This is a genomic window from Bradyrhizobium sp. (assembly GCF_027307225.1).
Lineage (GTDB): Bacteria > Pseudomonadota > Alphaproteobacteria > Rhizobiales > Xanthobacteraceae > Bradyrhizobium.
Genome location: NZ_DAHUXJ010000070.1, coordinates 21,834 through 42,240, shown reverse-complemented (window position 1 = coordinate 42,240; position 20,407 = coordinate 21,834). Strand labels below are relative to the sequence as shown.

The following is a 20,407-nucleotide window of genomic DNA, read 5'->3' as shown; positions in this document are numbered from 1 at the left end:
GCTAGCCTCCCACACCGAACATGAACCAGGTGATGAAGCCGGCAACCCCGATCAGCATCGCGAAAGCGTAATGGTAGAGATAGCCGGTCTGAAGCTTGACGGCGTTCCGCGTGACATCGAGCACCCGCGCCGACACCCCGTCCGGGCCGAGACCATCGATGATCATGCCGTCACCGACCTTCCACAGGAAGCGGCCGATCCATTTCGCCGGACGGACGAAGATCACGTCGTAAAGCTCGTCGAAGTACCACTTGTTGAGGAGGAACTTGTAAAGCAGCGGTTGCTGGTTGGCGAGTTCGACCGGCAGATACGGCCGGCGGATATAGAACAGCCAGGCGATCGCAAAGCCAACGATCATCATCAAGGTAGGCAACAGCCCCAACAGATGCGGCATCTGCTCCATGCCTTCCAGAATATGCGGATTCATCTTCACGGATGCGCGGAAGAATTCTTCGACCCCGTGCGGGCTGGTGAATATTTCCTTGAATGGGAAGCCGGCGAGAATTGAACCGACCGCGAGTACGCCGATTGGAATCAGCATCGTCAGCGGGGACTCGTGGGCAGCCTCATAGTGCTCCTGATCGTGCGGCTCGCCGAAAAATGTCTTGAAGATCAGGCGCCAGGAATAGAACGAGGTCAGGCCGGCGGCGACGACTGTCAATATATAGGCGTAAGTCGCAAACGTGTTGTGCGAGGCATAGGCGGATTCAATGATCGCGTCCTTGGAAAAATAGCCGGCAAACAACGGGAAGCCTGTGAGCGCCAGGGTGCCGATGCTCATCACGGCGAAGGTGTACGGGATCTTCCGCCACAGGCCGCCCATGTTGCGAATGTCCTGCTCGTGATGCATCGCATAGATCACCGAGCCTGAGCCCAGGAACAGCAGCGCCTTGAAGAAGGCGTGGGTGAACAGGTGGAACATGCCGACCGAGTACGCACCCGCCCCCATCGCCACGAACATGTAGCCGAGCTGCGAACAGGTCGAATAGGCGACGATGCGCTTGATGTCGTTCTGGACGAGGCCAATGGTCGCTGCAAAGAACGCGGTCGTGCCGCCGATGAACATCACGAAGGCCTGCGCGTCCGGCGCGAGCTCAAACAGCGGCGACAGCCGCGCCACCATGAACACGCCGGCGGTCACCATGGTCGCGGCGTGGATCAGCGCCGAGACGGGTGTCGGGCCTTCCATCGCGTCCGGCAACCAGGTGTGCAGCAGGAACTGCGCCGATTTGCCCATCGCTCCCATGAACAGCAGCAGGCAGGTCAACGTCAGCGCGTCCGGATGCCAGCCAAAGAGATCGATGGTCTTGCCGGCCAGCCCGGGCGCTGCGCCGAAGATAGTCTCGAAGTCGGTCGAGCCGATCAGCATGAACACTGCAAAGATGCCGAGCGCAAAGCCGAAATCGCCGACGCGGTTGACGATGAAGGCCTTGATGGCCGCCGCGTTCGCTGAAGGCTTATGGTACCAGAAGCCGATCAACAGATAGCTCGCGAGCCCCACGCCCTCCCAGCCGAAGAACAGCTGCACGAGGTTGTCCGCGGTCACCAGCATCAGCATCGCGAAGGTGAACAGCGAGAGGTAACCGAAGAACCGTGGCCGGTACGGGTCTTCGTCCATGTAGCCGATCGAATAGAGGTGCACGAGCGAGGACACCGTGTTGACCACCACCAGCATCACGGCGGTCAGCGCGTCGACCCTCAGCGTCCACGACACCTGAAGATTGCCGGACGTGATCCACGGGAACAGCGCCACCCTGACGTCATGGTGCGCAAAGCCCACGTCGTAGAGCATGAACCAGGACAGCGCCGCCCCTACCAGGAGAAAGCCGGTTGTGATCACTTCGGCGGCGCGCGATCCGGCCGCCGGCGGCTCCACGACATGATGATCATCGTGGCCATGGTCGTCATGGGCCGCCGCCGCATGGGCGTCCACGCCGTGAGCGTCATCGTGATGTTCGACTTCGTCGCCGCCCGGGTTGCGCGCATGCGCGCCGACGATCGAGATCGCGCCAGCGATAATGGCGCCGATCAACGGCAGAAAGACAATTGCCTGGATCATGTCGCGCGCTAGCCCTTCATCAGATTGACGTCTTCAACCGCGATCGAGCCGCGGTTGCGAAAATAGACCACCAGCACGGCGAGGCCGATCGCGGCTTCTGCCGCCGCCACCGTCAGCACCAGAAGCGCGAACACCTGACCGACGATGACGCCGATGAACGTCGAAAACGCCACCAGGTTGACGTTGACGGCGAGCAGGATCAGCTCGATCGACATCAGGATGACGATGATGTTCTTGCGGTTGAGGAAAATGCCGAGAATCCCGAGCGTGAACAGGATGGCCCCGACCGCCAGATAGTGCCCCAGACCGATCGTCATTGCACCCACTCCGCGGCGTCCGCGTCCTGCAAGCCTTGCCCCGAGGCAACCTTGCGCACGGCCATCGCCATTTCCGGCGTCCGCGCATTCTGCACGTTGATATCCTGCCGCTTGACGCTCGCCTTGTGCCGCAACGTCAGCACGATCGCGCCGATCATCGCAACCAGCAGCACCATGCCCGCGATCTGGAAGTAGTAGATATATTTCGTATAGAGCACGAGGCCCAAGGCCTCCGTATTGCTGACATTGGCCGGTATCGCCGCCGTGATCGACTTCGCGACGTTGGGGTTGATCACCCAGCCGCCGCCGACCAGAAGCAATTCGACCAGGAAGATGCCGCCGATCACGAGCCCGACCGGCAGGTATTCGATGAAGCCCTCGCGCAGCTCGGCGAAATCGACGTCGAGCATCATGATCACAAACAGGAACAGCACCGCGACCGCGCCGACATAGACGACGACCAAAATCATCGCCAGGAACTCGGCCCCCATCAGCACGAACAGGCCGGAGGCGTTCACGAAGGCGAGAATCAGGAACAGCACGGAGTGCACGGGATTGCGCGAGACAATCACCATGACGGCGGAAGCCACGCACACGCCGGCAAAAAGATAAAAGAACAGGGCCGGAAGGATCATCTTTTGTCCCTCGTCATTCCGGGATGGTCCGAAGGACCAGACCCGGAATCTCGAGATTCCGGGCTCGCGCTCTGCGCGCCCCGGAATGACGTGATGTAGCGCACGATCATCCCCTCACCTCACCGGTATGGCGCATCTAGAGCGATCGACTTGGCGATCTCACGCTCCCAGCGGTCGCCGTTCGCGAGCAGCTTCGCCTTGTCGTAGTAGAGTTCCTCGCGCGTTTCGGTCGCGAATTCGAAGTTTGGTCCCTCGACGATGGCATCGACCGGGCAGGCTTCCTGGCACAGCCCGCAATAGATGCACTTCACCATGTCGATGTCGTAGCGCACGGTGCGGCGCGTGCCGTCGTTGCGCCGCGGGCCTGCTTCGATCGTGATGGCCTGCGCCGGACAGATCGCTTCGCACAGCTTGCAGGCGATGCAGCGTTCTTCGCCGTTGGGATAACGGCGCAGCGCGTGCTCGCCGCGGAAGCGCGGCGAAATCGGGTTCTTCTCGAACGGGTAATTGATGGTCGGCTTCGGCTTGAAGAAATAGCGCATGGCGAGAAAGAACGCCGAAACGAATTCCGTCAGCAGAAGCGAGCGGGTGGTGGCGTTGACGTTGATATTCATAGCGACCTCATTTCGGCGCAATTCCCGCAAGTTGCAGCACGCCCGCAACGATGACCACCATGGCAAGCGACAGCGGCAGGAACACCTTCCAGCCCAGTCTCATCAACTGGTCGTAGCGGTAGCGCGGGACGATGGCCTTGGCCATCGCGAACAGGAAGAACATGAAGAATACCTTGAGCGCGAACCAGATCACCCCTGGCACCCAGGTGAAGGGCGGCAGCGCGATCGGCGCCGTCCAGCCGCCGAGGAACAAGATTGTCGCCAGCGCGCACATCGTGGTGATCGCGACGTATTCGCCGAGCATGAACAGCAAATAAGGCGTCGAGCCGTATTCGACCATGAAGCCGGCGACCAGTTCGGACTCCGCTTCCACCAGATCGAATGGCGGACGATTGGTCTCCGCCAGCGACGAGACGTAGAACACGACGAACATCGGAAACAGCGGCCACACATACCAGTTGAGGATGGTGAGCCAGGGCAGGCCGATCAGGCTGGCAAAACCGCGCGTTTGCTGCGCCTCGACCACGCCCGACAGGTTGAGCGTGCCGGCGCACAGCAGAACGGTGATGATGACAAAGCCGATCGAGACTTCGTAGCTCACCATCTGGGCCGCCGAGCGGAGTGCCGCCAGGAACGGATATTTCGAGTTCGACGACCAGCCAGCCATGATGATGCCGTAGATCGACAACGACGAAATCGCAAAGATGTAGAGAACGCCGACATTGATGTCGGAGATCACCCAGCCGAGATTGGTCGGGATCACCGCCCAGGCCGCCAGCGCAAGCACGCAGGAGACCAGCGGCGCCAGCAGGAACACGCCCTTGTTGGCGCCGGCGGGAATGATCGGCTCCTTCAGCACGAACTTCAGAAGGTCGGCGAAGGACTGAAAGAGACCCCACGGCCCGACCACGTTCGGGCCGCGCCGGATCTGCACCGCCGCCCAGATCTTGCGGTCGGCGAGCAGGATGTAGGCGATCGCGATCAGGAGAATGACGAGCAGCAAGAGGCTCTCGGCCACCATGACGATCAGCGGCCACAGGAAACCGGTCCAGAATGCGCTTGCGAAAAATTCAGTCATCTCGTCACGCTCACTCCGCTGCCGTCAGCATGTGCCCGGAGGCGAGACGCGAGCACTCCGCCATCACCGCAGACGCCCGCGCGATCGGGTTGGTCAGATAGAAGTCCTCAACGGAGGCCTTGAACGGTACCTTTTCGGCCTGGCCGGCGCGACCGGCAAGCGTCTTGACGGACGCTGCATCGCCAGCGGCGATCTGGTCGAGCCGCATGAGATGCGGCACCGCCTTGAAGATCGCCTGCCGCAGCGCCGCCAGCGAATCGTAGGGCAGCTTCTTAGCCAGCACTTCCGACAGGGCACGGATAATCGCCCAGTCTTCGCGCGCCTCACCGGGCGGAAAGCCCGCGCGGTTCGCCATCTGCGCCCTGCCTTCGGTATTGACGAAGATGCCGGACTTTTCGGTGTAGGCCGCGCCCGGCAGGATGACATCGGCGCGATGCGCGCCGGCATCGCCATGGGTTCCGATATAAACCACGAACGTTCCGTCCGGCACCTTCACCTCGTCAGCCCCGAGCAGGAACAGCACATCCAGCGTTCCGAACGTCGTCATCTGTGCCGCGTTCAATCCGCCCGCGCCCGCCGCAAAGCCGATATCGAGCGCGCCGGCGCGCGAAGCCGTATTCTGCAAGACGGCAAAGCCGTTCCAGCCGTCCTTGACCGCGCCGATATCCAGCGCGAATTTCGCGGCCCGTGCCAGCACCGCCGCGCCATCGTGGCGTCCGAACGCGTCGACGCCAACCAGCACGACCGGATTCTTGGCATTCTTCAGGACGTCGGCAAAGGAATGCTTGCCGGCGGCGAGATCAGCAAGGGACTCTACGCCTGCACCGATATAATCATGGGTGTAGACCAGATCGGCTTTCGCGCCGATCACGCCGACCTTGAGCTGTCCTGAGCGCCAGCGCTTGCGGATGCGCGCATTGAGGACGGCGGCTTCCTTGCGCGGGTTCGAGCCCACGATCAGAAGCGCATCCACCTGGTCGATGCCGGCGATCGTCGGATTGAAGATGTACGAAGCGCGTCCCGCCTTCGGGTCGAAGGCATCGCCGCCCTGCACGGCGAGATTGACCGAGCCGAACCTGGCCAGAAGCTCCTTCAGCGCGAACATCTCTTCCACGGCGGCGAGATCGCCGGCGATGGCGCCGATGCGCTTGCCGTCGGTGCGCGCAACCCTGGCTGCGATGGCGGCAAAGACCTGCTGCCACGAGGCCGCCTTGAGCTTGCCGTCCTCGCGGATGTAGGGGCGGTCAAGCCGCTGCGTGCGCAGGCCGTCGACGACGTGGCGGGTCTTGTCGGAAATCCATTCCTCGTTCACCGCCTCGTTCACGCGCGGCAGGATTCGCATCACCTCGCGGCCACGGGTATCGACGCGGATCGCCGAGCCCACGCCATCCATCACGTCGACCGACTGCGTCTTGCCCAGTTCCCACGGCCGCGCCGCAAAGGCGTAAGGCTTCGACGTCAGCGCACCGACGGGGCAGATATCGACGAGATTGCCCTGCAATTCCGAGGTCAGCGCGCGCTCGAGATAGGTCGTGATCTCCATGTCCTCGCCACGACCCGTCGCGCCCATTTCCGGCGCACCGCAAATTTCAGCCGAGAAGCGGACGCAGCGCGTGCACTGGATGCAGCGATTCATCGAGGTCTTCACCAGCGCGCCGAGATATTTGTCCTCGACCGCGCGCTTGTTCTCGGCGAAGCGCGAGGTGTCGACGCCGTAACCCATCGCCTGGTCCTGCAGATCGCATTCCCCGCCCTGGTCGCAGATCGGGCAATCGAGGGGATGGTTGATCAGCAGGAACTCCATCACGCCTTCGCGCGCCTTCTTCACCATCGGCGAGCGGGTGGAGATTTCTGGCGGCTCACCCTTCGGACCCGGACGGCAATCGCGCACGCCCCAGGCGCAGCTGGCGACCGGCTTCGGGCCGCCCTTTACTTCAACCAGGCACATCCGGCAATTGCCGGCGATCGAAAGCCGCTCGTGGTAGCAGAAGCGCGGAATTTCGGCGCCGGCCGCCTCGCACGCCTGCAACAGCGTGTATTCGGCGGGAACATCGATTTCTTTGCCATCGACAATGAGTTTGGTCATGCTGTCTCAGGTCTTTCCCAGCTTGCAGTCCGGCGGCGTAACGCTGGCGGTTTTCAAGGATGTCCTCACCCAGTCCTGGGTGATGGTGCCGTAGGTCGCGAGATAGCCCGGCTCAGAGTGATTCTTCTCGCAGAGAAACGGCAGATGCGGCTTCAAATCATAATCGCAGGAGGCGAGCCACTCACGCCGGTCAGAAAAAGCGCCGAACGCTTCCTCACACGCAAACAGGAAATACGAGACGAAGCTTTCGTATTGAACCTGTTGCTCGTGGCTGCCGGCCTTGATCGCAGCGTAGTCGGGCTCGGCGAATTTCGGATTCCTGAACGCCAGATCGGTGTAGGCGAGGAACGCCTGCCGCGCGGCGACGGCGCGGTTGTTGGAGCGAATTTCGCTGACCTGGAACAGGATCGCCACAAAGCCGAGCAGCGCCACGGACGCTTGCGCCATTTGCGCCAGCGTCCCGAATTTCTGCCAGAATGATGCGGGAAGTGCCATAAATCCTACTCCGCCGCCACCATATGCTCGGGGTCGAGCACGCCCTGATCGTCGAGGTCGGCCTTGTGCGAATATTGATCGATGCGTTCTTCGATCTCATGACGGAAATGCGCGATCAGGCCCTGAATCGGCCAGGCGGCGGCATCGCCGAGCGCGCAGATCGTGTGGCCCTCGACCTGCTTGGTGACTTCCAGCAGCATGTCGATTTCGCGCTTGTGGGCGCGGCCTTCCGCCATACGGGTCAATACCCGCCACATCCACCCCGTTCCTTCGCGGCACGGCGTACACTGGCCGCAGCTCTCATGCTTGTAGAAATAGGAGATGCGGGCGATGGCGCGGATCAGGTCGGTCGACTTGTCCATCACGATCACGGCCGCGGTGCCGAGACCGGAGCGCAGCTTGCCGAGGCTGTCGAAATCCATCGGCGTGTCGATGATCTGCTCGGCCGGCACCATGCGTACCGACGAACCGCCCGGGATCACCGCTTTCAGGTTGTCCCAGCCGCCGCGAATGCCGCCGCAATGCTTTTCGATCAGTTCGCGGAACGGAATGCCCATCGCCTCTTCGACGTTACAGGGCCGCTCGACGTGACCTGAGATGCAGAACAGCTTGGTGCCGACATTGTTCGGCCGGCCGATGGCGGCAAACCACGCAGCGCCGCGCCGAAGGATGTCCGGGGCGACCGCGATCGACTCGACGTTGTTCACGGTTGTCGGGCAGCCGAACAGGCCGACATTGGCCGGGAACGGCGGCTTCAGCCGCGGCTGGCCCTTCTTGCCTTCAAGGCTTTCCAGAAGTGCGGTCTCTTCGCCGCAGATATAGGCGCCGGCGCCATGGGCGACGTAGAGGTCGAACGGCCAGCCGTTGACATTGTCCTTGCCGATCAGCTTGGCCTCGTAGGCCTGATCGACCGCGGCCTGCAGATGCTCGCGCTCGCGGATGAACTCGCCGCGCACATAGATGTAACAGGCATGCGCGCCCATCGCGAAGCTTGCGAGCAGGCAGCCCTCGACCAGCAGGTGCGGATCGTGCCGCATGATCTCGCGGTCCTTGCAGGTGCCGGGCTCGGACTCGTCGGCGTTCACGACGAGGTAGCTTGGCCGCCCGTCCTTCGATTCCTTCGGCATGAAGGACCACTTCATGCCAGTCGGGAACCCGGCCCCGCCGCGGCCACGAAGACCTGAGGCCTTCATCTCGTTGATGATCCAGTCGCGGCCCTTGTCGACGATCGCCTTCGTGCCATCCCAGGCGCCACGACGGCGCGCGCCCTCGAGGCCCCAGTCGTGCAGGCCGTAGAGGTTCTTGAAGATGCGATCCTTATCGTCGAGCATCAGGTGGTTTCCTTCAGCGTAGTCGGTCCGCCGACAGGCGCGGAGAACTGGCGATCGATTTGCGGCCCGGGCTTCGGCGGCTTGCCGGAGGCAAAGCCATCCAGCACCTTGCCGAAACTTTCCTTCGTCAGATCCTCATACGTGTCCTTCCAGATCAGGACCATCGGCGCGTTCACACACGCGCCAAGGCACTCGACCTCTTCCCAGCTGAAATTGCCGTCCTTGGACAGTTCGAAGGGATCGTGATGGATCCGGCTCTGGCAGACATCGATGAGGTCGGCGGCGCCGCGCAGGCGGCACGGCGTCGTGCCGCAAACCTGCACATGCGCCTTCTTGCCGACCGGCTGGAGCTGGAACATCGTGTAGAAGGTCGCGACTTCCAGCACGCGGATGTAGGGCATATCGAGCAGGTCGGCGACCGCTCGGATCGCCGCTTCCGAGACCCAGCCCTCGTGCTGCTCCTGAACCCGCCACATGATCGCGATCACGGCCGAGGCCTGACGTCCTGCCGGATATTTGGCGATTTCCTTCTTTGCCCACTCCAGATTTTCCGGCGTGAACGTGAAGTTCGCAGGCTGGACTTCCCTGGGTGCAAGGCGGCGAACGGACATCGTATTCAGTCTCTCATTGCAAACGGCGGCCGGCGCCGGCGTTCAGCGCAGCAATACGCTCCTGCCAGAACGCACTTGACGTGCCGAACACGTTGTAGCCGATGTGGGACGAAACCTTGATGCGGTCGAGGATCGAAAGCTCGGTCACGGTCTCAAGGCGGTTGGAACGGGGATCGCAGACAATCAGCTTGAGCGGCGTCTGATCGAGGATATAGCGCGACACGGTGTGGTCGGGGTCGTTGCCGTGCTCTTCGCACATGATCACGCTGTCGCAGGCAAGCAATTTCGCGCCGCCTTTGATGGCATCGATCTCGACGCCCTCGACGTCGAGCTTGATGAGATATTTGCCATCAGGCGCGATCTTGCCGTCGTCAAGGAGATCATCGAGCGCCATGACGGGCACTTCTTCGCCACCGCTATTCGTGTCGCCGGCGATACTGAAGGCTTCGTGCTTGGTGCCCGACAGCCGCGCGGTGCCCCTGGCGGCGCCGATTGCGCATTTCAGCATCTCGAAGCGGTTGCCGTTGACCCTGGCGTTGTTGGCGAGCTTGGCAAAATTATCGGACGAGGGCTCGATCGCGATTGCCTTGTGCGCACCGAACGGCTGGCTCGTCACCAGCACCGACCAGTAGCCGAAATTGGCGCCGCAATCGAGCAGCGTGTAATCGACGTCGCGCGAGTGGCGGAACAGCAGTTCGAGTTCGTCTTCGTAACTGTAGGAACGGTCGAGCAGCTTGCTCCAGTAGCCCTCGCCATACGGAAACTCGAACGTCGCATCCTCGTTGAGCTTGATGGCGATGTTACGCTCCGGCAGCGTCTTGCGCAGCAGGTTGGCGCAGCCGATGTAGCCGCGATGCGAAAAATGCGACGATATTTTCGACCCTGTCGCCAGCGCCAAGGCAGCCGTCCGCTCCCACAGGTTGGCCCCTTCCAGGGCTCCCGAGGCGCGGTCGAACTGGATGGGCGGCGTGGAAATCACCGATCGACCTCTCCGAACACGATGTCGAGCGAGCCGAGGATGGCCGAGACGTCGGCGAGCAGATGGCCGCGGCAGATGAAGTCCATCGCTTGCAGATGGGCAAAGCCGGGCGCGCGGATCTTGCACTTGTACGGCTTGTTGGAGCCGTCGGAGACGAGATAGACGCCGAACTCGCCCTTGGGCGCTTCGACCGCGGCATAGACTTCGCCGGCGGGGACGTGAAAACCTTCGGTATAGAGCTTGAAGTGATGGATGAGGGCTTCCATCGAACGCTTCATCTCGCCACGGCGTGGCGGGAAGATCTTGTGGTCCTGGACCGCGACGGGACCCTGCCCTTCAGGCGCGCGCAACTTGGCGATGCACTGCTTCATGATCTTGACCGATTGCCGCATCTCTTCCATGCGGATGCAGTAACGGTCGTAGCAGTCGCCGTTCTTGCCGATCGGAATATCGAAATCCATCTCGGCGTAGCATTCGTAAGGCTGGGCCTTGCGAAGATCCCAGGCCGCGCCCGAGCCGCGCACCATCACGCCCGAAAAACCCCACTCCCAGGCCTGCTGCAGCGTCACGACGCCGATGTCGACGTTGCGCTGCTTGAAGATGCGATTTCCCGTGAGCAGCGTTTCGAGGTCGTCGACCACCGTCGGGAACGCGTCGCACCAGGTGTCGATATCGTCGATCAGCTTGGGCGGCAGATCCTGATGCACGCCGCCGATGCGGAAGTAAGCCGCATGCATGCGCGAGCCCGAGGCACGCTCATAGAACACCATCAGCTTCTCGCGCTCCTCAAAGCCCCACAGCGGCGGGGTGAGCGCGCCGACGTCCATCGCCTGCGTGGTGACGTTGAGAAGATGCGAGAGAATGCGTCCGATCTCGCAATAGAGCACACGGATCAGCTGGGCGCGGCGTGGCACCTCGATGCCGAGCAGCTTTTCCGCCGCCATGCAAAACGCGTGCTCCTGATTCATCGGCGCGACATAGTCGAGCCGGTCGAAATACGGGATCGCCTGAAGATAGGTCTTGTGCTCGATCAGCTTTTCGGTGCCGCGGTGAAGCAGTCCGATATGCGGGTCGACACGGGCGACGACTTCGCCGTCCAGCTCCAGCACCAGACGCAACACGCCGTGCGCCGCCGGATGCTGCGGGCCGAAATTGATGGTGAAGTTGCGGAGGGCTGCTTCGGTCATGGGGCTTACCAATCAAGGCATCGCGAATAGCGAATAGCGAATAGCGAATAGTAGTAAGGGCATCTAATCATGGTCTTGCCTGCGCTGTATGGAACGGATCAGCGATCGTAACATCCTGCCGAGTTCATCACATTGCGCGAGAACCGGCTTAGCCTCGTCCGAGGCCACCAAATCTACCCGCAACGCCAGCAAGAGGTGCGTCTCCAGTTCCTTCAAGGAGCCTTGGGCCATTCGAAGAAACTGTATGAAGGAGCCTCCACTCTCACGGCCATGACCTTCGGCAATATTTGCTGCCACCGACGTAGCCGCGCGACGAATCTGGCTTGTCATCCCATAGACCTCTTCCTTGGGTAAGCGCGCCGTCAAACGGTAAGCCCGTTCGGCGATCGACATCGCCTCCTGCCAGACCTTTAGGTCTCGGTATGAACTGATCTCTATCGCATACCCTCCTTCTTCTATTCGCTATTCGCTACTCACTATTCGCTTCTTTTCTCGTCACCGCGCAGCGGATAGTCCGCTCCTTCCCATGGCGACATGAAATCGAATTTCCGGAATTCCTGGTTGAGCCGGACCGGCTCGTACAGCACCCGCTTCTCCTGGTCGTCGTAGCGCACCTCGACGAAGCCGGTGAGCGGGAAATCCTTGCGCAGCGGGTGGCCGTCGAAGCCGTAGTCCGTCAAGAGCCGCCGCATGTCGGGATGTCCGACGAAGATCACCCCGTAGAGATCGTAGGTTTCGCGCTCGAACCAGTCGGCGCCGGGGAACACGCCGATGATCGAGGGCACTTGCGTGGTTTCGTCGGCCTCGGCGCGCAGACGGATGCGGCTATTCAGCGTCGGCGACAGCAGGTGGTAGACCACGTCGAAGCGCTTCTCGCGGCCGGGATAGTCGACCGCCGTGACGTCGGTCAGATTGACGAAGCGGCAGGCCGGATCGTCCCGGAGATAGCGAATGACATCGACGATGCGTTCGACCTTTACGTCCACCGTGAGCTGGTTGAACGCCACCGAATGGCCCGTCGCCGCGCCCGAAAGCGCGCCAACGATCGTCTGCCCCAAAGCGTCAAGCTTGCCGTCGTCCATCCCAAAACCCTAGCGTTCGATGGTTCCCGTGCGCCGGATCTTCTTCTGCAACAAGAGGACGCCGTAGAGCAGCGCCTCTGCCGTGGGCGGGCAGCCGGGCACGTAAATGTCGATGGGCACGATGCGGTCGCAGCCGCGCACCACCGAGTACGAATAATGATAATAACCGCCGCCGTTGGCGCAGGATCCCATTGAGATCACGTAACGCGGTTCCGGCATCTGGTCGTAAACCTTGCGCAGCGCGGGCGCCATCTTGTTGGTCAGCGTGCCGGCCACGATCATCACATCGGACTGGCGCGGCGAGGCGCGCGGCGCGAAGCCGAAGCGCTCGACGTCATAACGCGGCATCGACACCTGCATCATCTCGACCGCGCAGCAGGCAAGACCGAAGGTCATCCACATCAACGAGCCGGTGCGCGCCCAGGTGATCAGGTCATCGGCGGCCGCGACGAAGAAGCCCTTGTCGGAAAGCTCGTGATTGACCTCAAGGAAATAGGGATCGCGCGCGCCAACCGGCCTTCCGGTCGAAGGATCGATGATGCCGGTCGCGGCGGGAGCAACCGCCGGCGCGGACCCTGGCTTCGTGGGAGCTGGGCTCAATCCCATTCGAGCGCGCCTTTCTTCCATTCATAGGCAAAGCCGACCGTGAGCACGGCCAGGAACACGAACATGGACCAGAACCCGGTCGCCCCCAGCTTTCCGTAGGCAACCGCCCACGGGAACAGGAAGGCCACTTCGAGGTCGAAGATGATGAAGAGAATCGCAACCAGGTAGAAGCGGACGTCGAACTTCATGCGAGCATCGTCAAAGGCGTTGAAGCCGCATTCATAGGCCGACAGTTTTTCCGGATCGGGCTGCTGGAAAGCCACCACGAAGGGCGCAATCAGGAGCACCAGACCGATCAGGCCGGCGACACCGATAAACACCACGAGGGGAAGATAATTCTGAAGGATGCCGGTCATCGGCGGGGCCTTATTTTTGCTGCGGTCATCGGGGTCCGCAGATTCGCTCATTAGAATTGTTCCGAGGCTTAGCGCAGCGCACCAAGGGGCGCAAGACAAGCTATCTTGACGCCCTTTCCGGCCCGGCGCCGCGTGGAAAATTCTGCTCGGCCCATCGGCCCAGCGTTCAACTTCGCGGCTTGGGATTCGAAGGTCGCGGCCCGGCGCGCCGGCCGGGAAATGAAACCATTTTTGCGAACCGACGAAACCAGCTGGAAACAATTGGCCGGTACACAGGGAACCAACAGACGGCGCAATAGACGCCGGGGAGGCTTCCATGAACCACTCCATTCATTCCGCGGACCGTGCGACCCACCTGAAGATCGTGGTGATGGCGCTTGTCGCGGGAATCGCGGTCGCCGGCCTTGGCATCTCCGCCCGCACCAACTCCGATGGCAGCCAGACCGCCCGGGTTCAGAAGGCCGGCAAGGCGATCGTCCTGACCAGCTCGGACATATCAATGGTTCGCTAACCCTCGTCCCCCCGAGGGACCTCGTCCCCCAACGAGGCTGTGAAAGGGCCGCTTTCCCCAGCGGCTCTTTTGCTTTTTTGGCCTGACGGACGCGTCAAGGAGGGCCGACGGGCGCCCGCCTGATGTTCCGATATCGCTGTAAGGAGGGGCGCCCGGAAAAATATGGCGCGAGAGACGGGACTCGAACCCGCGGCCTCCGCCGTGACAGGGCGGCGCTCTAACCAACTGAGCTACTCCCGCGGATGCTTCAATCCAAAGGACCGGTCCGCAACGGAAGCAGGGATTAAAGGTGTGCCCCTCTTTAGTCAAGGTTGTTGCGGATCCCCTTGTTTCGCAGGGCTTTCTGCAATGTCGATGCAAAAAAGGCGCTATTTGCAGGGAAAACAGCGTAGGCAGCGAAACCACGAACCGCTTAGGCCTGCGGCTTCCTGGTTTCCAGGACCGCCAGCAACGAGGAGAGGCCGAAAATGGCGAAGACAGCGACCCCCACCACGATCACGCTCAAGCACCTAGCGGCCGCGATCGCCGAGGAGCAGGAACTGTCCAAAAAGCAAGCCGAGACCATCCTGACCGGCCTTGTCGACCGGATCACCAAGCATCTGAAGAAAGGCGAGCGGGTCCGCATCGTCGGCCTTGGCATCCTCCAGGTCCGCAAGCGCGCCGCCCGTGTGGGCCGTAACCCGGCCACCGGCGAGGAGATCCAGATCAAGGCAAGCAAGAAAGTGGCTTTCCGCGCAGCCAAGGAACTGAAGGAAGCGGTCTGACAGAAACTGGCCTAACCTGCTGGTTTTTCAGCATATTGACTTCGGTCCGGGTGGGGCCTCGGCTCCTCCTGGAGTGACGCTACCGGAAAGCGCGATTTTCTGTTACTCGCGGGCCATGGCCACGAATTCCCCCCTCGCCTTCACCTATACCGTGACCGAGCGCCTCCTGCGCTATGTGGTGATCGATACCCAGTCCGATCCGGCATCGCTAAGCTGTCCCTCGACCGAAAAGCAGAAGGATCTGGGCCGCCTGCTCGCCGCCGAACTCCGCGAGATCGGCCTGTCCGACGCCCATCTCGACGACAACGGCTACGTCTATGCGACCCTGCCGGCCAATACCGGCAAGAAGGTGCCGGTGATCTGCTTCTGCTCGCACATGGACACCTCGCCCGATTGCTCAGGCGCCAATGTCAGGCCCCAGGTCGTAAAGAACTACCGGGGCGGTGACATCGTGCTGCCAGCCGATCCCTCGCAAGTGATCCGCTTTGCCGAACACCCCGCGCTCGCCAGTCAGATCGGCCACGACATCATTACGACCGACGGCACGACGCTTCTCGGCGCCGACAACAAGGCCGGCGTTGCCGAGATCGTGGACGCGGTGCATTTCCTGTTGAAGAACCCGCAGATCAAGCACGGCACGATCAAGGTCCTGTTCACGCCGGACGAGGAGATCGGGCGCGGCGTCGATAAGGCCGACCTGAAGAAACTCGGCGCGGACTTTGCCTATACGATCGATGGCGAAAGCGCGGGCCAGATCGAGGACGAGACCTTCTCGGCGGATGGGGCCACCATCACCATTCAGGGCGTTTCCACCCACCCCGGCTTTGCCAAGGGCAAGATGGAGCACGCGATCAAGATCGCAGCCGCCATCGTCGATGGCCTGCCGAAAGAGACCTGCTCGCCCGAGACCACCGAGGGCCGGGACGGATTTCTACATCCGACCGGCCTATCCGGCACGCTGGAAGTGGCGACGCTGGGCTTCATCGTGCGCGACTTCACCGAGCAAGGCCTGCGCGACAAGGAAGCGCTGCTGGAGCGCATCGTCAAAGAGGTGATGAGGAACTTTCCGCGATCGAGCTACCAGATCGACATCAAGCAGCAATACCGCAACATGAAAGAGGTGATCGACCGTCATCCGCAGATCGTCGAATACGCGGTCGAGGCGATCCAGCGCGCCGGCCTGAAGCCATTGAGGACCGCGATCCGCGGCGGCACCGACGGCTCACGGCTCTCGTTCATGGGACTGCCCTGCCCCAATATTTTCGCGGGTGAGCACGCCTTCCACTCTCGGCTCGAATGGGTCAGCCGACAGGACATGGAAAAGGCCGTGCAGACCATCGTCCATCTCGCGATGATCTGGGAAGAACGGGCTTAGACTCGGATCAGGCCTTCGCCGTCACGATCCAGATCGAGCCGTCGAGCGGGACGGTTTGTCCCTTCACATAAGGTGTGAGCGCCTCGCGGATCGAATTGGTCGCGGCAGCGACAACCTCCGGCGGGTGTTCGGCCAGCGCGCGCGCCGCCGGGCCGATCTGCAGGCATCCCTGGACGGCGGCATCAAGGCCCCGCCCCACCGCGACATCGAGCGCAACCTTGCACGGTTCCATTGCGATGTCCGAAAAGCCTGCCGCCATCAGGATGCGCGTCACGCGCTCCTGTGAGGCGAAGGCAAACGGGCCGGGATCTTCCGGCCCCACGGGCGGCATTTTCGGAACATGCTTGTAGACGGCCTGCAGCGACACCATGAAGAAGGGATTTTCGCGCGCCTCGCGCCAGCAGACAAAGGCGAGCCGGCCTGGCCGCTTCAGGGCGCGATGCAGGTTGGTGAAGGAAAGCACCGGGTCGGCAAAAAACATCACGCCAAAGCGCGAGGCAAGCAGGTCGAAACTGCCGGAAGCAAAGGGATGGATCGTCGCATCCGCGAGAAAGAATTCCACCGGCGCGCCGGCTGGCGTCACCTCGCGCGCACGCGATAGCATCGGGGCCGAGATGTCGACGCCCGTGACATGCCCGCCCGGACTAACGGCTCTCGCAAATGCAAAGGTGGTCGATCCGCTGCCGCAGCCGACATCGAGAATGCGCTCGCCCGGCTTGGTCCTGGCACGGTCGATCAGGAGATCGGCGACCGGCTGAAGCATGATGTCCTGCACCGGTTGCCGCGCGGCCCAGCGCTGGCCGCCGGCGCCGTTCCAGTAAGCAATCTGATCGGTGTTGTTCTCGTGGCCTTGGGGTGCGTCCATTTTTTAACCTGCTCTCGATTGGCCCAGCCGCTTTGTCCCTTGCATTAGTATCACATAATCTGACTTCTGATGACCGGCGCCGAGTGGAGTGGATCTGACATTCGCTACCCCCCAACCGCGCTTACGAAAAGCGAATGTCAGATCCAAAACTCCACTAGAACCTAATATTTGCTAGTGGTCCTGAGATTCTAACATTCGCAAAACGCGCCGCTGCGAAGGGATGCGAATGTTAGAATCGGACCACTAGTTGCGGAAGGAAACCTGCAATGAAGATCATGCGTTGCGTGCTGCTGGCAGTCTTGCTGGCCGGCGCCGCCCAGGCCGAATGGGCGAAAAAGGACTATTCCGCCGAATACGACGTCTGCCTTCCGCCCTGCGACCACAATCACCCGAAGGAACACGACAAGTGCGTCAGCTATTGCGCTTGTGTCACGGACGGCATGCAGACCCATTTTACCAATCACGATCAGATGACGCGCGAAGTGGTTCAGCGAAAAATACGTGACCAGATCGCGAGCCTGCAGAAGATCGCCAACTCCTGCAATCTGAAGCATTGGGGGAGTGCGGCGCACAGATTGAGGTTCTAGAGCTCCGATTCCGAAGTTCGCGAGAGATCACGGATCAAAGCCAGGGGCGCTCTGCGGCCTTCGCGCGCTCGTAGGCCTGGATACGATCGCTTTTCAGGAGCGTCAGTTCGATCTCGTCAAGCCCGTTCAATAGACACTCTCTCGAAAACTCCGGTATCTCGAAACGATCGGACTGTTCGTCGGGGCCGGTGACGGTCTGTTCTCGAAGATCAACCGTGATCTCCGCACCCGGAAGCTCGGTGAGAAACTGCAATAGTTCGTGGACCCGCTTCGTGCCAAGCCGGATGGGCAACATTCCGTTCTTGAACATGTTGTTATAGAAAATGTCCGCGAAGGACGGAGCGATCACGCAACGGATTCCGAAATCCAGCAGCGCCCACGGCGCGTGCTCCCGGCTCGATCCGCAACCGAAATTTTCTCCGGCAACCAATATCCTGGCATTTCGATAGGCCGGCTGGTTCAAAACGAAATCGGACCGCTCCTGACCGTTGTCGTCGTAGCGGCGTTCGTAGAAGAGCGCCTTGCCCAGGCCGGCACGTTTGATGGTCTTCAGAAACTGCTTGGGAATGATCATGTCCGTATCGACGTTGGGCATTCCGAACGGCACGGCAACGCCGGTCAATTTCTCAAACTTCTCCATCGCCTCTCTTCTCCTTGTCAGAACTAGCAGCCGGCCGTGCGAAACCGATCAATATCACCGGCGCACCGCCCGAAACGTCGGCGAACTCACTGTCCACGACCTTCACGGCGTTCGATAGCGAGCCGACGCCGGAAAGATCGACCAGATGTTCTCCATAGAGCAAGACCGCGCCGAAGAAGGCGTCGTCGCCATCGTCCGGCCCGAACAGCTCCATCGAGCGGAATGCGTCCTGCCATCCCTCGACCGTCGTCTCGCGTACCAACGCGTTGCTGCGTTGCAGGCGCATCGTGCCATGTCGATCGATGATACGCAACGAATGCCGAGATGCCGATTCCGACGTGAATACGAACGCTCCGGCCGTCGCCGCCATCAGGTCGACCTCGTTCTCCGGCTGCTGGAGCGACCTGGCGGCAATACGCCGTGCCAGCGACTCATCGATGGATCGGCGCTTGTCCGGCCGGCGGAGCGCCGCCGCACCGCTCGCGATCGCGCGGATCCTTCCGGTCTGCCGATCGATTTCCACCGTGATATCGACCGTCTTCGGGTCCGCGCCCAGGCGGCCGATCGCTTGCACTGCTTCCGCGCGAAGTTCGGCAATTTCCTCAGACGAAGGATCGGGGTTCGCCCGCTCGATCACTTCGCGAACCATTGCCATGGCGGCTCCGATCGACGATATGATCTCTGCATCCCTGGCCAACTCGAAGCGCAGGCCAAGCCGTTCGGCAACGCTCGGCAACAGAGCCCCGATACCGCCCCCCATGCCGACCAACAGTTGCTGATCCGCATCGAGCTGCTGCTCCTTGATAAGACGTTCGATGACGGGCCTCACCTTTCCGGCTGCCGCTTCGATGACCTGACGCGCCAAGGTCTGGACATCGGTCCCAAGCAGTTTCGCGAGCGGCGCAAAGGCGGCACAAGCAGCCTCAGGAGGAGCGTAGCAGTGCATCTCCCCGTTCGTCAGGCCCGCGGCATTCGCGGCGCAAGTAACCGTCAAGGCAAACCGGCCGTCGCGTTCCGTCTCGATCGCCACGAAGTCGCCGCCGTCCCCCGGTTTCGGCTCGAACAAGACGACCTTACAATTCCGAAATTGCTCGGGCGAAGCAAAGCAGGCATATCGCAGACCGGCTATGTGAGCGCTTCGCGGCCCGACATCGCGAACCGCGCCTTCGCCGATCCTGATCAGACTTCCGCCGCCGATGCCGAGCACGTGGACGTCCAGAGAACTCACATAGGTTTCGTGGCCACCGACCTTGGCGTAGGTGACGATCGGGTGCCCGCCGCGGACGACACCGAGATTGGTCGACGTACCGCCGACCTCGAAATAGATGCCGTCCGATATGCCGACGTGCATCAAAGCGCCGGCGACGCTCGCCGCAGGACCCGAAAGCATGGTCATGGCGGGGCGGTGCCGCATTTCATCGATACCCATCACTCCGCCATCGCCCCGCATGATCATCAGCGGCGCATCGATTCCCGCGCCCTTCATGCTCGCTTCGGTCAAGTCCGCGGTCGCGATCATTCTCGGCAGGATCGACGCGTTGATGACGGCGGTGCGGGTTCTTACCGTCAGGCCGTAGAGCCGCGTGATCTCGTGGCCGCATGTGGTCGGCAAATCGAATTTCTCGCCGACGTCCCGCACGAGTTCTTCGGCCGAGGTGTCGTCGACCCCGAACGCAGACGATGCGACCAGAACCTGCGCACCCTCCGCCAGAAGTGCTTCAACCGCACGCTCGACTTCCGGCCTGCCAAGCCCATCGCTGAGAAGGAATTGATTGGCGGTCTGAAGAGTTCGCCCCGGACCGAGCTCGATCGGCGAGATGTGGACCTGCGGCTTCGCCAGCTTCGCGGCTTTTCTCGCCGACAAGCCCACCACGCCGACGCGCGCCACATCTCCTTCCAGCAGGGCATTCGTCGCCTGGGTCGTACTGTGCGCGAGAAGGACGACGTCCTCCGCCGACACGCCGGCTTCGCGAAGCACCCTTTCGAACACTTCGATCACGCCCCCGGCTACGCCGTGTGGATGATCATGTGTTGTATGAACCGACGAGCGACCGATAATCGTACCGCTTGCGTCGTCGATCAGGGCCGCCTTCGTAAAGGTGCCGCCTACATCGATGCCGATCCTGTACGTATCGTCCTTCAAGAACCCGTCCACCTAGCGCACGAAAGCCATTTCGGCTACGGATCTATCTATCCCGAGCTGTGGTCTTTAAATCCCTTGCTCCACCG

At 61.7% G+C, this 20,407-nt stretch carries 22 protein-coding genes and 1 tRNA gene; 4 read left to right on the top strand and 19 right to left on the bottom strand.

Annotation, left to right across the window (positions count from 1 at the left end; all coding sequences use genetic code 11):
• Position 1: 1 nt before the first annotated feature.
• The 15 genes from nuoL to M6D32_RS12260 form a co-directional block, all read right to left on the bottom strand.
• Complete coding sequence (gene nuoL, locus M6D32_RS12330) at positions 2–2,059, bottom strand: NADH-quinone oxidoreductase subunit L (RefSeq protein ID WP_298256428.1); 2,058 nt, start codon at positions 2,057–2,059, stop codon at positions 2–4.
• An 8-nt stretch (positions 2,060–2,067) separates the two neighbouring features.
• Positions 2,068–2,376 carry an NADH-quinone oxidoreductase subunit NuoK gene (gene nuoK / locus M6D32_RS12325; RefSeq protein ID WP_298256426.1) on the bottom strand — a complete coding sequence of 103 codons (309 nt, stop codon included), beginning with the start codon at positions 2,374–2,376 and terminating at the stop codon, positions 2,068–2,070.
• Positions 2,373–3,011, bottom strand: a complete 639-nt coding sequence (locus M6D32_RS12320; protein ID WP_298256424.1) for an NADH-quinone oxidoreductase subunit J — start codon at positions 3,009–3,011, stop codon at positions 2,373–2,375. Before M6D32_RS12320 ends, nuoK begins: the two co-directional genes overlap by 4 nt.
• A 119-nt stretch (positions 3,012–3,130) precedes the next feature.
• Positions 3,131–3,625, bottom strand: coding sequence for an NADH-quinone oxidoreductase subunit NuoI (gene nuoI, locus M6D32_RS12315; RefSeq protein WP_298256421.1), 495 nt, complete (start codon positions 3,623–3,625; stop codon positions 3,131–3,133).
• Between the two features lie 7 nt (positions 3,626–3,632).
• Positions 3,633–4,703, bottom strand: coding sequence for an NADH-quinone oxidoreductase subunit NuoH (nuoH, locus tag M6D32_RS12310; protein WP_298256419.1), 1,071 nt, complete (start codon positions 4,701–4,703; stop codon positions 3,633–3,635).
• A gap of 10 nt (positions 4,704–4,713) precedes the next feature.
• The gene (gene nuoG / locus M6D32_RS12305; RefSeq protein ID WP_298256417.1) at positions 4,714–6,789 is read right to left on the bottom strand and encodes an NADH-quinone oxidoreductase subunit NuoG; all 2,076 of its coding nucleotides are present in this window, start codon (positions 6,787–6,789) and stop codon (positions 4,714–4,716) included.
• Positions 6,790–6,795: 6 nt separating this feature from the next.
• The gene (locus M6D32_RS12300; RefSeq protein ID WP_298256415.1) at positions 6,796–7,284 is read right to left on the bottom strand and encodes a hypothetical protein; all 489 of its coding nucleotides are present in this window, start codon (positions 7,282–7,284) and stop codon (positions 6,796–6,798) included.
• Between the two features lie 5 nt (positions 7,285–7,289).
• Positions 7,290–8,615 (bottom strand): NADH-quinone oxidoreductase subunit NuoF, encoded by a 1,326-nt coding sequence (gene nuoF / locus M6D32_RS12295; RefSeq protein ID WP_298256413.1) that lies wholly within the window; start codon positions 8,613–8,615, stop codon positions 7,290–7,292.
• Positions 8,615–9,226 carry an NADH-quinone oxidoreductase subunit NuoE gene (nuoE, locus tag M6D32_RS12290; RefSeq protein ID WP_298256411.1) on the bottom strand — a complete coding sequence of 204 codons (612 nt, stop codon included), beginning with the start codon at positions 9,224–9,226 and terminating at the stop codon, positions 8,615–8,617. Before nuoE ends, nuoF begins: the two co-directional genes overlap by 1 nt.
• Before the next feature lie 13 nt (positions 9,227–9,239).
• On the bottom strand, positions 9,240–10,202 hold the full coding sequence (locus tag M6D32_RS12285) for an FkbM family methyltransferase (RefSeq protein WP_298256452.1): 963 nt from the start codon (positions 10,200–10,202) through the stop codon (positions 9,240–9,242).
• Positions 10,202–11,392, bottom strand: coding sequence for an NADH-quinone oxidoreductase subunit D (locus M6D32_RS12280; RefSeq protein WP_298256409.1), 1,191 nt, complete (start codon positions 11,390–11,392; stop codon positions 10,202–10,204). Before M6D32_RS12280 ends, M6D32_RS12285 begins: the two co-directional genes overlap by 1 nt.
• A 63-nt stretch (positions 11,393–11,455) precedes the next feature.
• Positions 11,456–11,830, bottom strand: coding sequence for a four helix bundle protein (locus tag M6D32_RS12275; RefSeq protein WP_298256450.1), 375 nt, complete (start codon positions 11,828–11,830; stop codon positions 11,456–11,458).
• 38 nt (positions 11,831–11,868) lie between these two features.
• Positions 11,869–12,474, bottom strand: coding sequence for an NADH-quinone oxidoreductase subunit C (locus M6D32_RS12270; RefSeq protein ID WP_298256407.1), 606 nt, complete (start codon positions 12,472–12,474; stop codon positions 11,869–11,871).
• A 9-nt stretch (positions 12,475–12,483) separates the two neighbouring features.
• A complete protein-coding gene (locus M6D32_RS12265; protein ID WP_298256448.1) occupies positions 12,484–13,074 on the bottom strand; it encodes an NADH-quinone oxidoreductase subunit B in 591 nt (196 codons plus the stop codon).
• Positions 13,071–13,436 (bottom strand): NADH-quinone oxidoreductase subunit A, encoded by a 366-nt coding sequence (locus M6D32_RS12260; RefSeq protein ID WP_298256446.1) that lies wholly within the window; start codon positions 13,434–13,436, stop codon positions 13,071–13,073. The genes M6D32_RS12265 and M6D32_RS12260 overlap by 4 nt, the downstream gene beginning before the upstream one ends.
• Before the next feature lie 316 nt (positions 13,437–13,752).
• Here M6D32_RS12260 and M6D32_RS12255 point away from each other — a divergent pair, with 316 nt between their 5' ends.
• A complete protein-coding gene (locus M6D32_RS12255; protein WP_298256405.1) occupies positions 13,753–13,947 on the top strand; it encodes a hypothetical protein in 195 nt (64 codons plus the stop codon).
• A gap of 163 nt (positions 13,948–14,110) precedes the next feature.
• Here the strand turns inward: M6D32_RS12255 and M6D32_RS12250 are convergent.
• Positions 14,111–14,187 (bottom strand) — tRNA-Asp (locus M6D32_RS12250).
• Between the two features lie 188 nt (positions 14,188–14,375).
• Here M6D32_RS12250 and M6D32_RS12245 point away from each other — a divergent pair.
• Together M6D32_RS12245 and pepT are read left to right on the top strand one after the other, a co-directional pair.
• The gene (locus tag M6D32_RS12245; RefSeq protein ID WP_298256444.1) at positions 14,376–14,711 is read left to right on the top strand and encodes an HU family DNA-binding protein; all 336 of its coding nucleotides are present in this window, start codon (positions 14,376–14,378) and stop codon (positions 14,709–14,711) included.
• 115 nt (positions 14,712–14,826) lie between these two features.
• On the top strand, positions 14,827–16,086 hold the full coding sequence (gene pepT / locus M6D32_RS12240) for a peptidase T (RefSeq protein WP_298256403.1): 1,260 nt from the start codon (positions 14,827–14,829) through the stop codon (positions 16,084–16,086).
• 7 nt (positions 16,087–16,093) lie between these two features.
• On the opposite strand, the gene M6D32_RS12235 is transcribed toward pepT, so the two are convergent.
• On the bottom strand, positions 16,094–16,951 hold the full coding sequence (locus M6D32_RS12235) for a class I SAM-dependent methyltransferase (protein WP_298256400.1): 858 nt from the start codon (positions 16,949–16,951) through the stop codon (positions 16,094–16,096).
• A gap of 266 nt (positions 16,952–17,217) precedes the next feature.
• Between M6D32_RS12235 and M6D32_RS12230 the strand changes: the two genes are divergently transcribed.
• On the top strand, positions 17,218–17,538 hold the full coding sequence (locus M6D32_RS12230; protein ID WP_298256397.1) for a hypothetical protein: 321 nt from the start codon (positions 17,218–17,220) through the stop codon (positions 17,536–17,538).
• Between the two features lie 34 nt (positions 17,539–17,572).
• On the opposite strand, the gene leuD is transcribed toward M6D32_RS12230, so the two are convergent.
• Positions 17,573–18,178: a 3-isopropylmalate dehydratase small subunit gene (leuD, locus tag M6D32_RS12225; RefSeq protein ID WP_298256396.1), complete on the bottom strand. Its 606-nt coding sequence runs from the start codon at positions 18,176–18,178 to the stop codon at positions 17,573–17,575.
• On the bottom strand, positions 18,165–20,321 hold the full coding sequence (locus M6D32_RS12220; protein WP_298256394.1) for a hydantoinase/oxoprolinase family protein: 2,157 nt from the start codon (positions 20,319–20,321) through the stop codon (positions 18,165–18,167). Before M6D32_RS12220 ends, leuD begins: the two co-directional genes overlap by 14 nt.
• Positions 20,322–20,407: the final 86 nt, after the last annotated feature.

What these genes read in the sequence shown, in the direction of transcription:
- nuoL (WP_298256428.1), bottom strand. Translation starts at nt 2,059, where the DNA reads ATGATCCAGGCAATTGTCTTTCTGCCGTTGATCGGCGCCATTATCGCT.
- nuoK (WP_298256426.1), bottom strand. Translation starts at nt 2,376, where the DNA reads ATGACGATCGGTCTGGGGCACTATCTGGCGGTCGGGGCCATCCTGTTC.
- M6D32_RS12320 (WP_298256424.1), bottom strand. Translation starts at nt 3,011, where the DNA reads ATGATCCTTCCGGCCCTGTTCTTTTATCTTTTTGCCGGCGTGTGCGTG.
- nuoI (WP_298256421.1), bottom strand. Translation starts at nt 3,625, where the DNA reads ATGAATATCAACGTCAACGCCACCACCCGCTCGCTTCTGCTGACGGAA.
- nuoH (WP_298256419.1), bottom strand. Translation starts at nt 4,703, where the DNA reads ATGACTGAATTTTTCGCAAGCGCATTCTGGACCGGTTTCCTGTGGCCG.
- nuoG (WP_298256417.1), bottom strand. Translation starts at nt 6,789, where the DNA reads ATGACCAAACTCATTGTCGATGGCAAAGAAATCGATGTTCCCGCCGAA.
- M6D32_RS12300 (WP_298256415.1), bottom strand. Translation starts at nt 7,284, where the DNA reads ATGGCACTTCCCGCATCATTCTGGCAGAAATTCGGGACGCTGGCGCAA.
- nuoF (WP_298256413.1), bottom strand. Translation starts at nt 8,615, where the DNA reads ATGCTCGACGATAAGGATCGCATCTTCAAGAACCTCTACGGCCTGCAC.
- nuoE (WP_298256411.1), bottom strand. Translation starts at nt 9,226, where the DNA reads ATGTCCGTTCGCCGCCTTGCACCCAGGGAAGTCCAGCCTGCGAACTTC.
- M6D32_RS12280 (WP_298256409.1), bottom strand. Translation starts at nt 11,392, where the DNA reads ATGACCGAAGCAGCCCTCCGCAACTTCACCATCAATTTCGGCCCGCAG.
- M6D32_RS12270 (WP_298256407.1), bottom strand. Translation starts at nt 12,474, where the DNA reads ATGGACGACGGCAAGCTTGACGCTTTGGGGCAGACGATCGTTGGCGCG.
- M6D32_RS12260 (WP_298256446.1), bottom strand. Translation starts at nt 13,436, where the DNA reads ATGACCGGCATCCTTCAGAATTATCTTCCCCTCGTGGTGTTTATCGGT.
- M6D32_RS12255 (WP_298256405.1), top strand. Translation starts at nt 13,753, where the DNA reads ATGAACCACTCCATTCATTCCGCGGACCGTGCGACCCACCTGAAGATC.
- pepT (WP_298256403.1), top strand. Translation starts at nt 14,827, where the DNA reads ATGGCCACGAATTCCCCCCTCGCCTTCACCTATACCGTGACCGAGCGC.
- M6D32_RS12235 (WP_298256400.1), bottom strand. Translation starts at nt 16,951, where the DNA reads ATGGACGCACCCCAAGGCCACGAGAACAACACCGATCAGATTGCTTAC.
- M6D32_RS12230 (WP_298256397.1), top strand. Translation starts at nt 17,218, where the DNA reads ATGAAGATCATGCGTTGCGTGCTGCTGGCAGTCTTGCTGGCCGGCGCC.
- leuD (WP_298256396.1), bottom strand. Translation starts at nt 18,178, where the DNA reads ATGGAGAAGTTTGAGAAATTGACCGGCGTTGCCGTGCCGTTCGGAATG.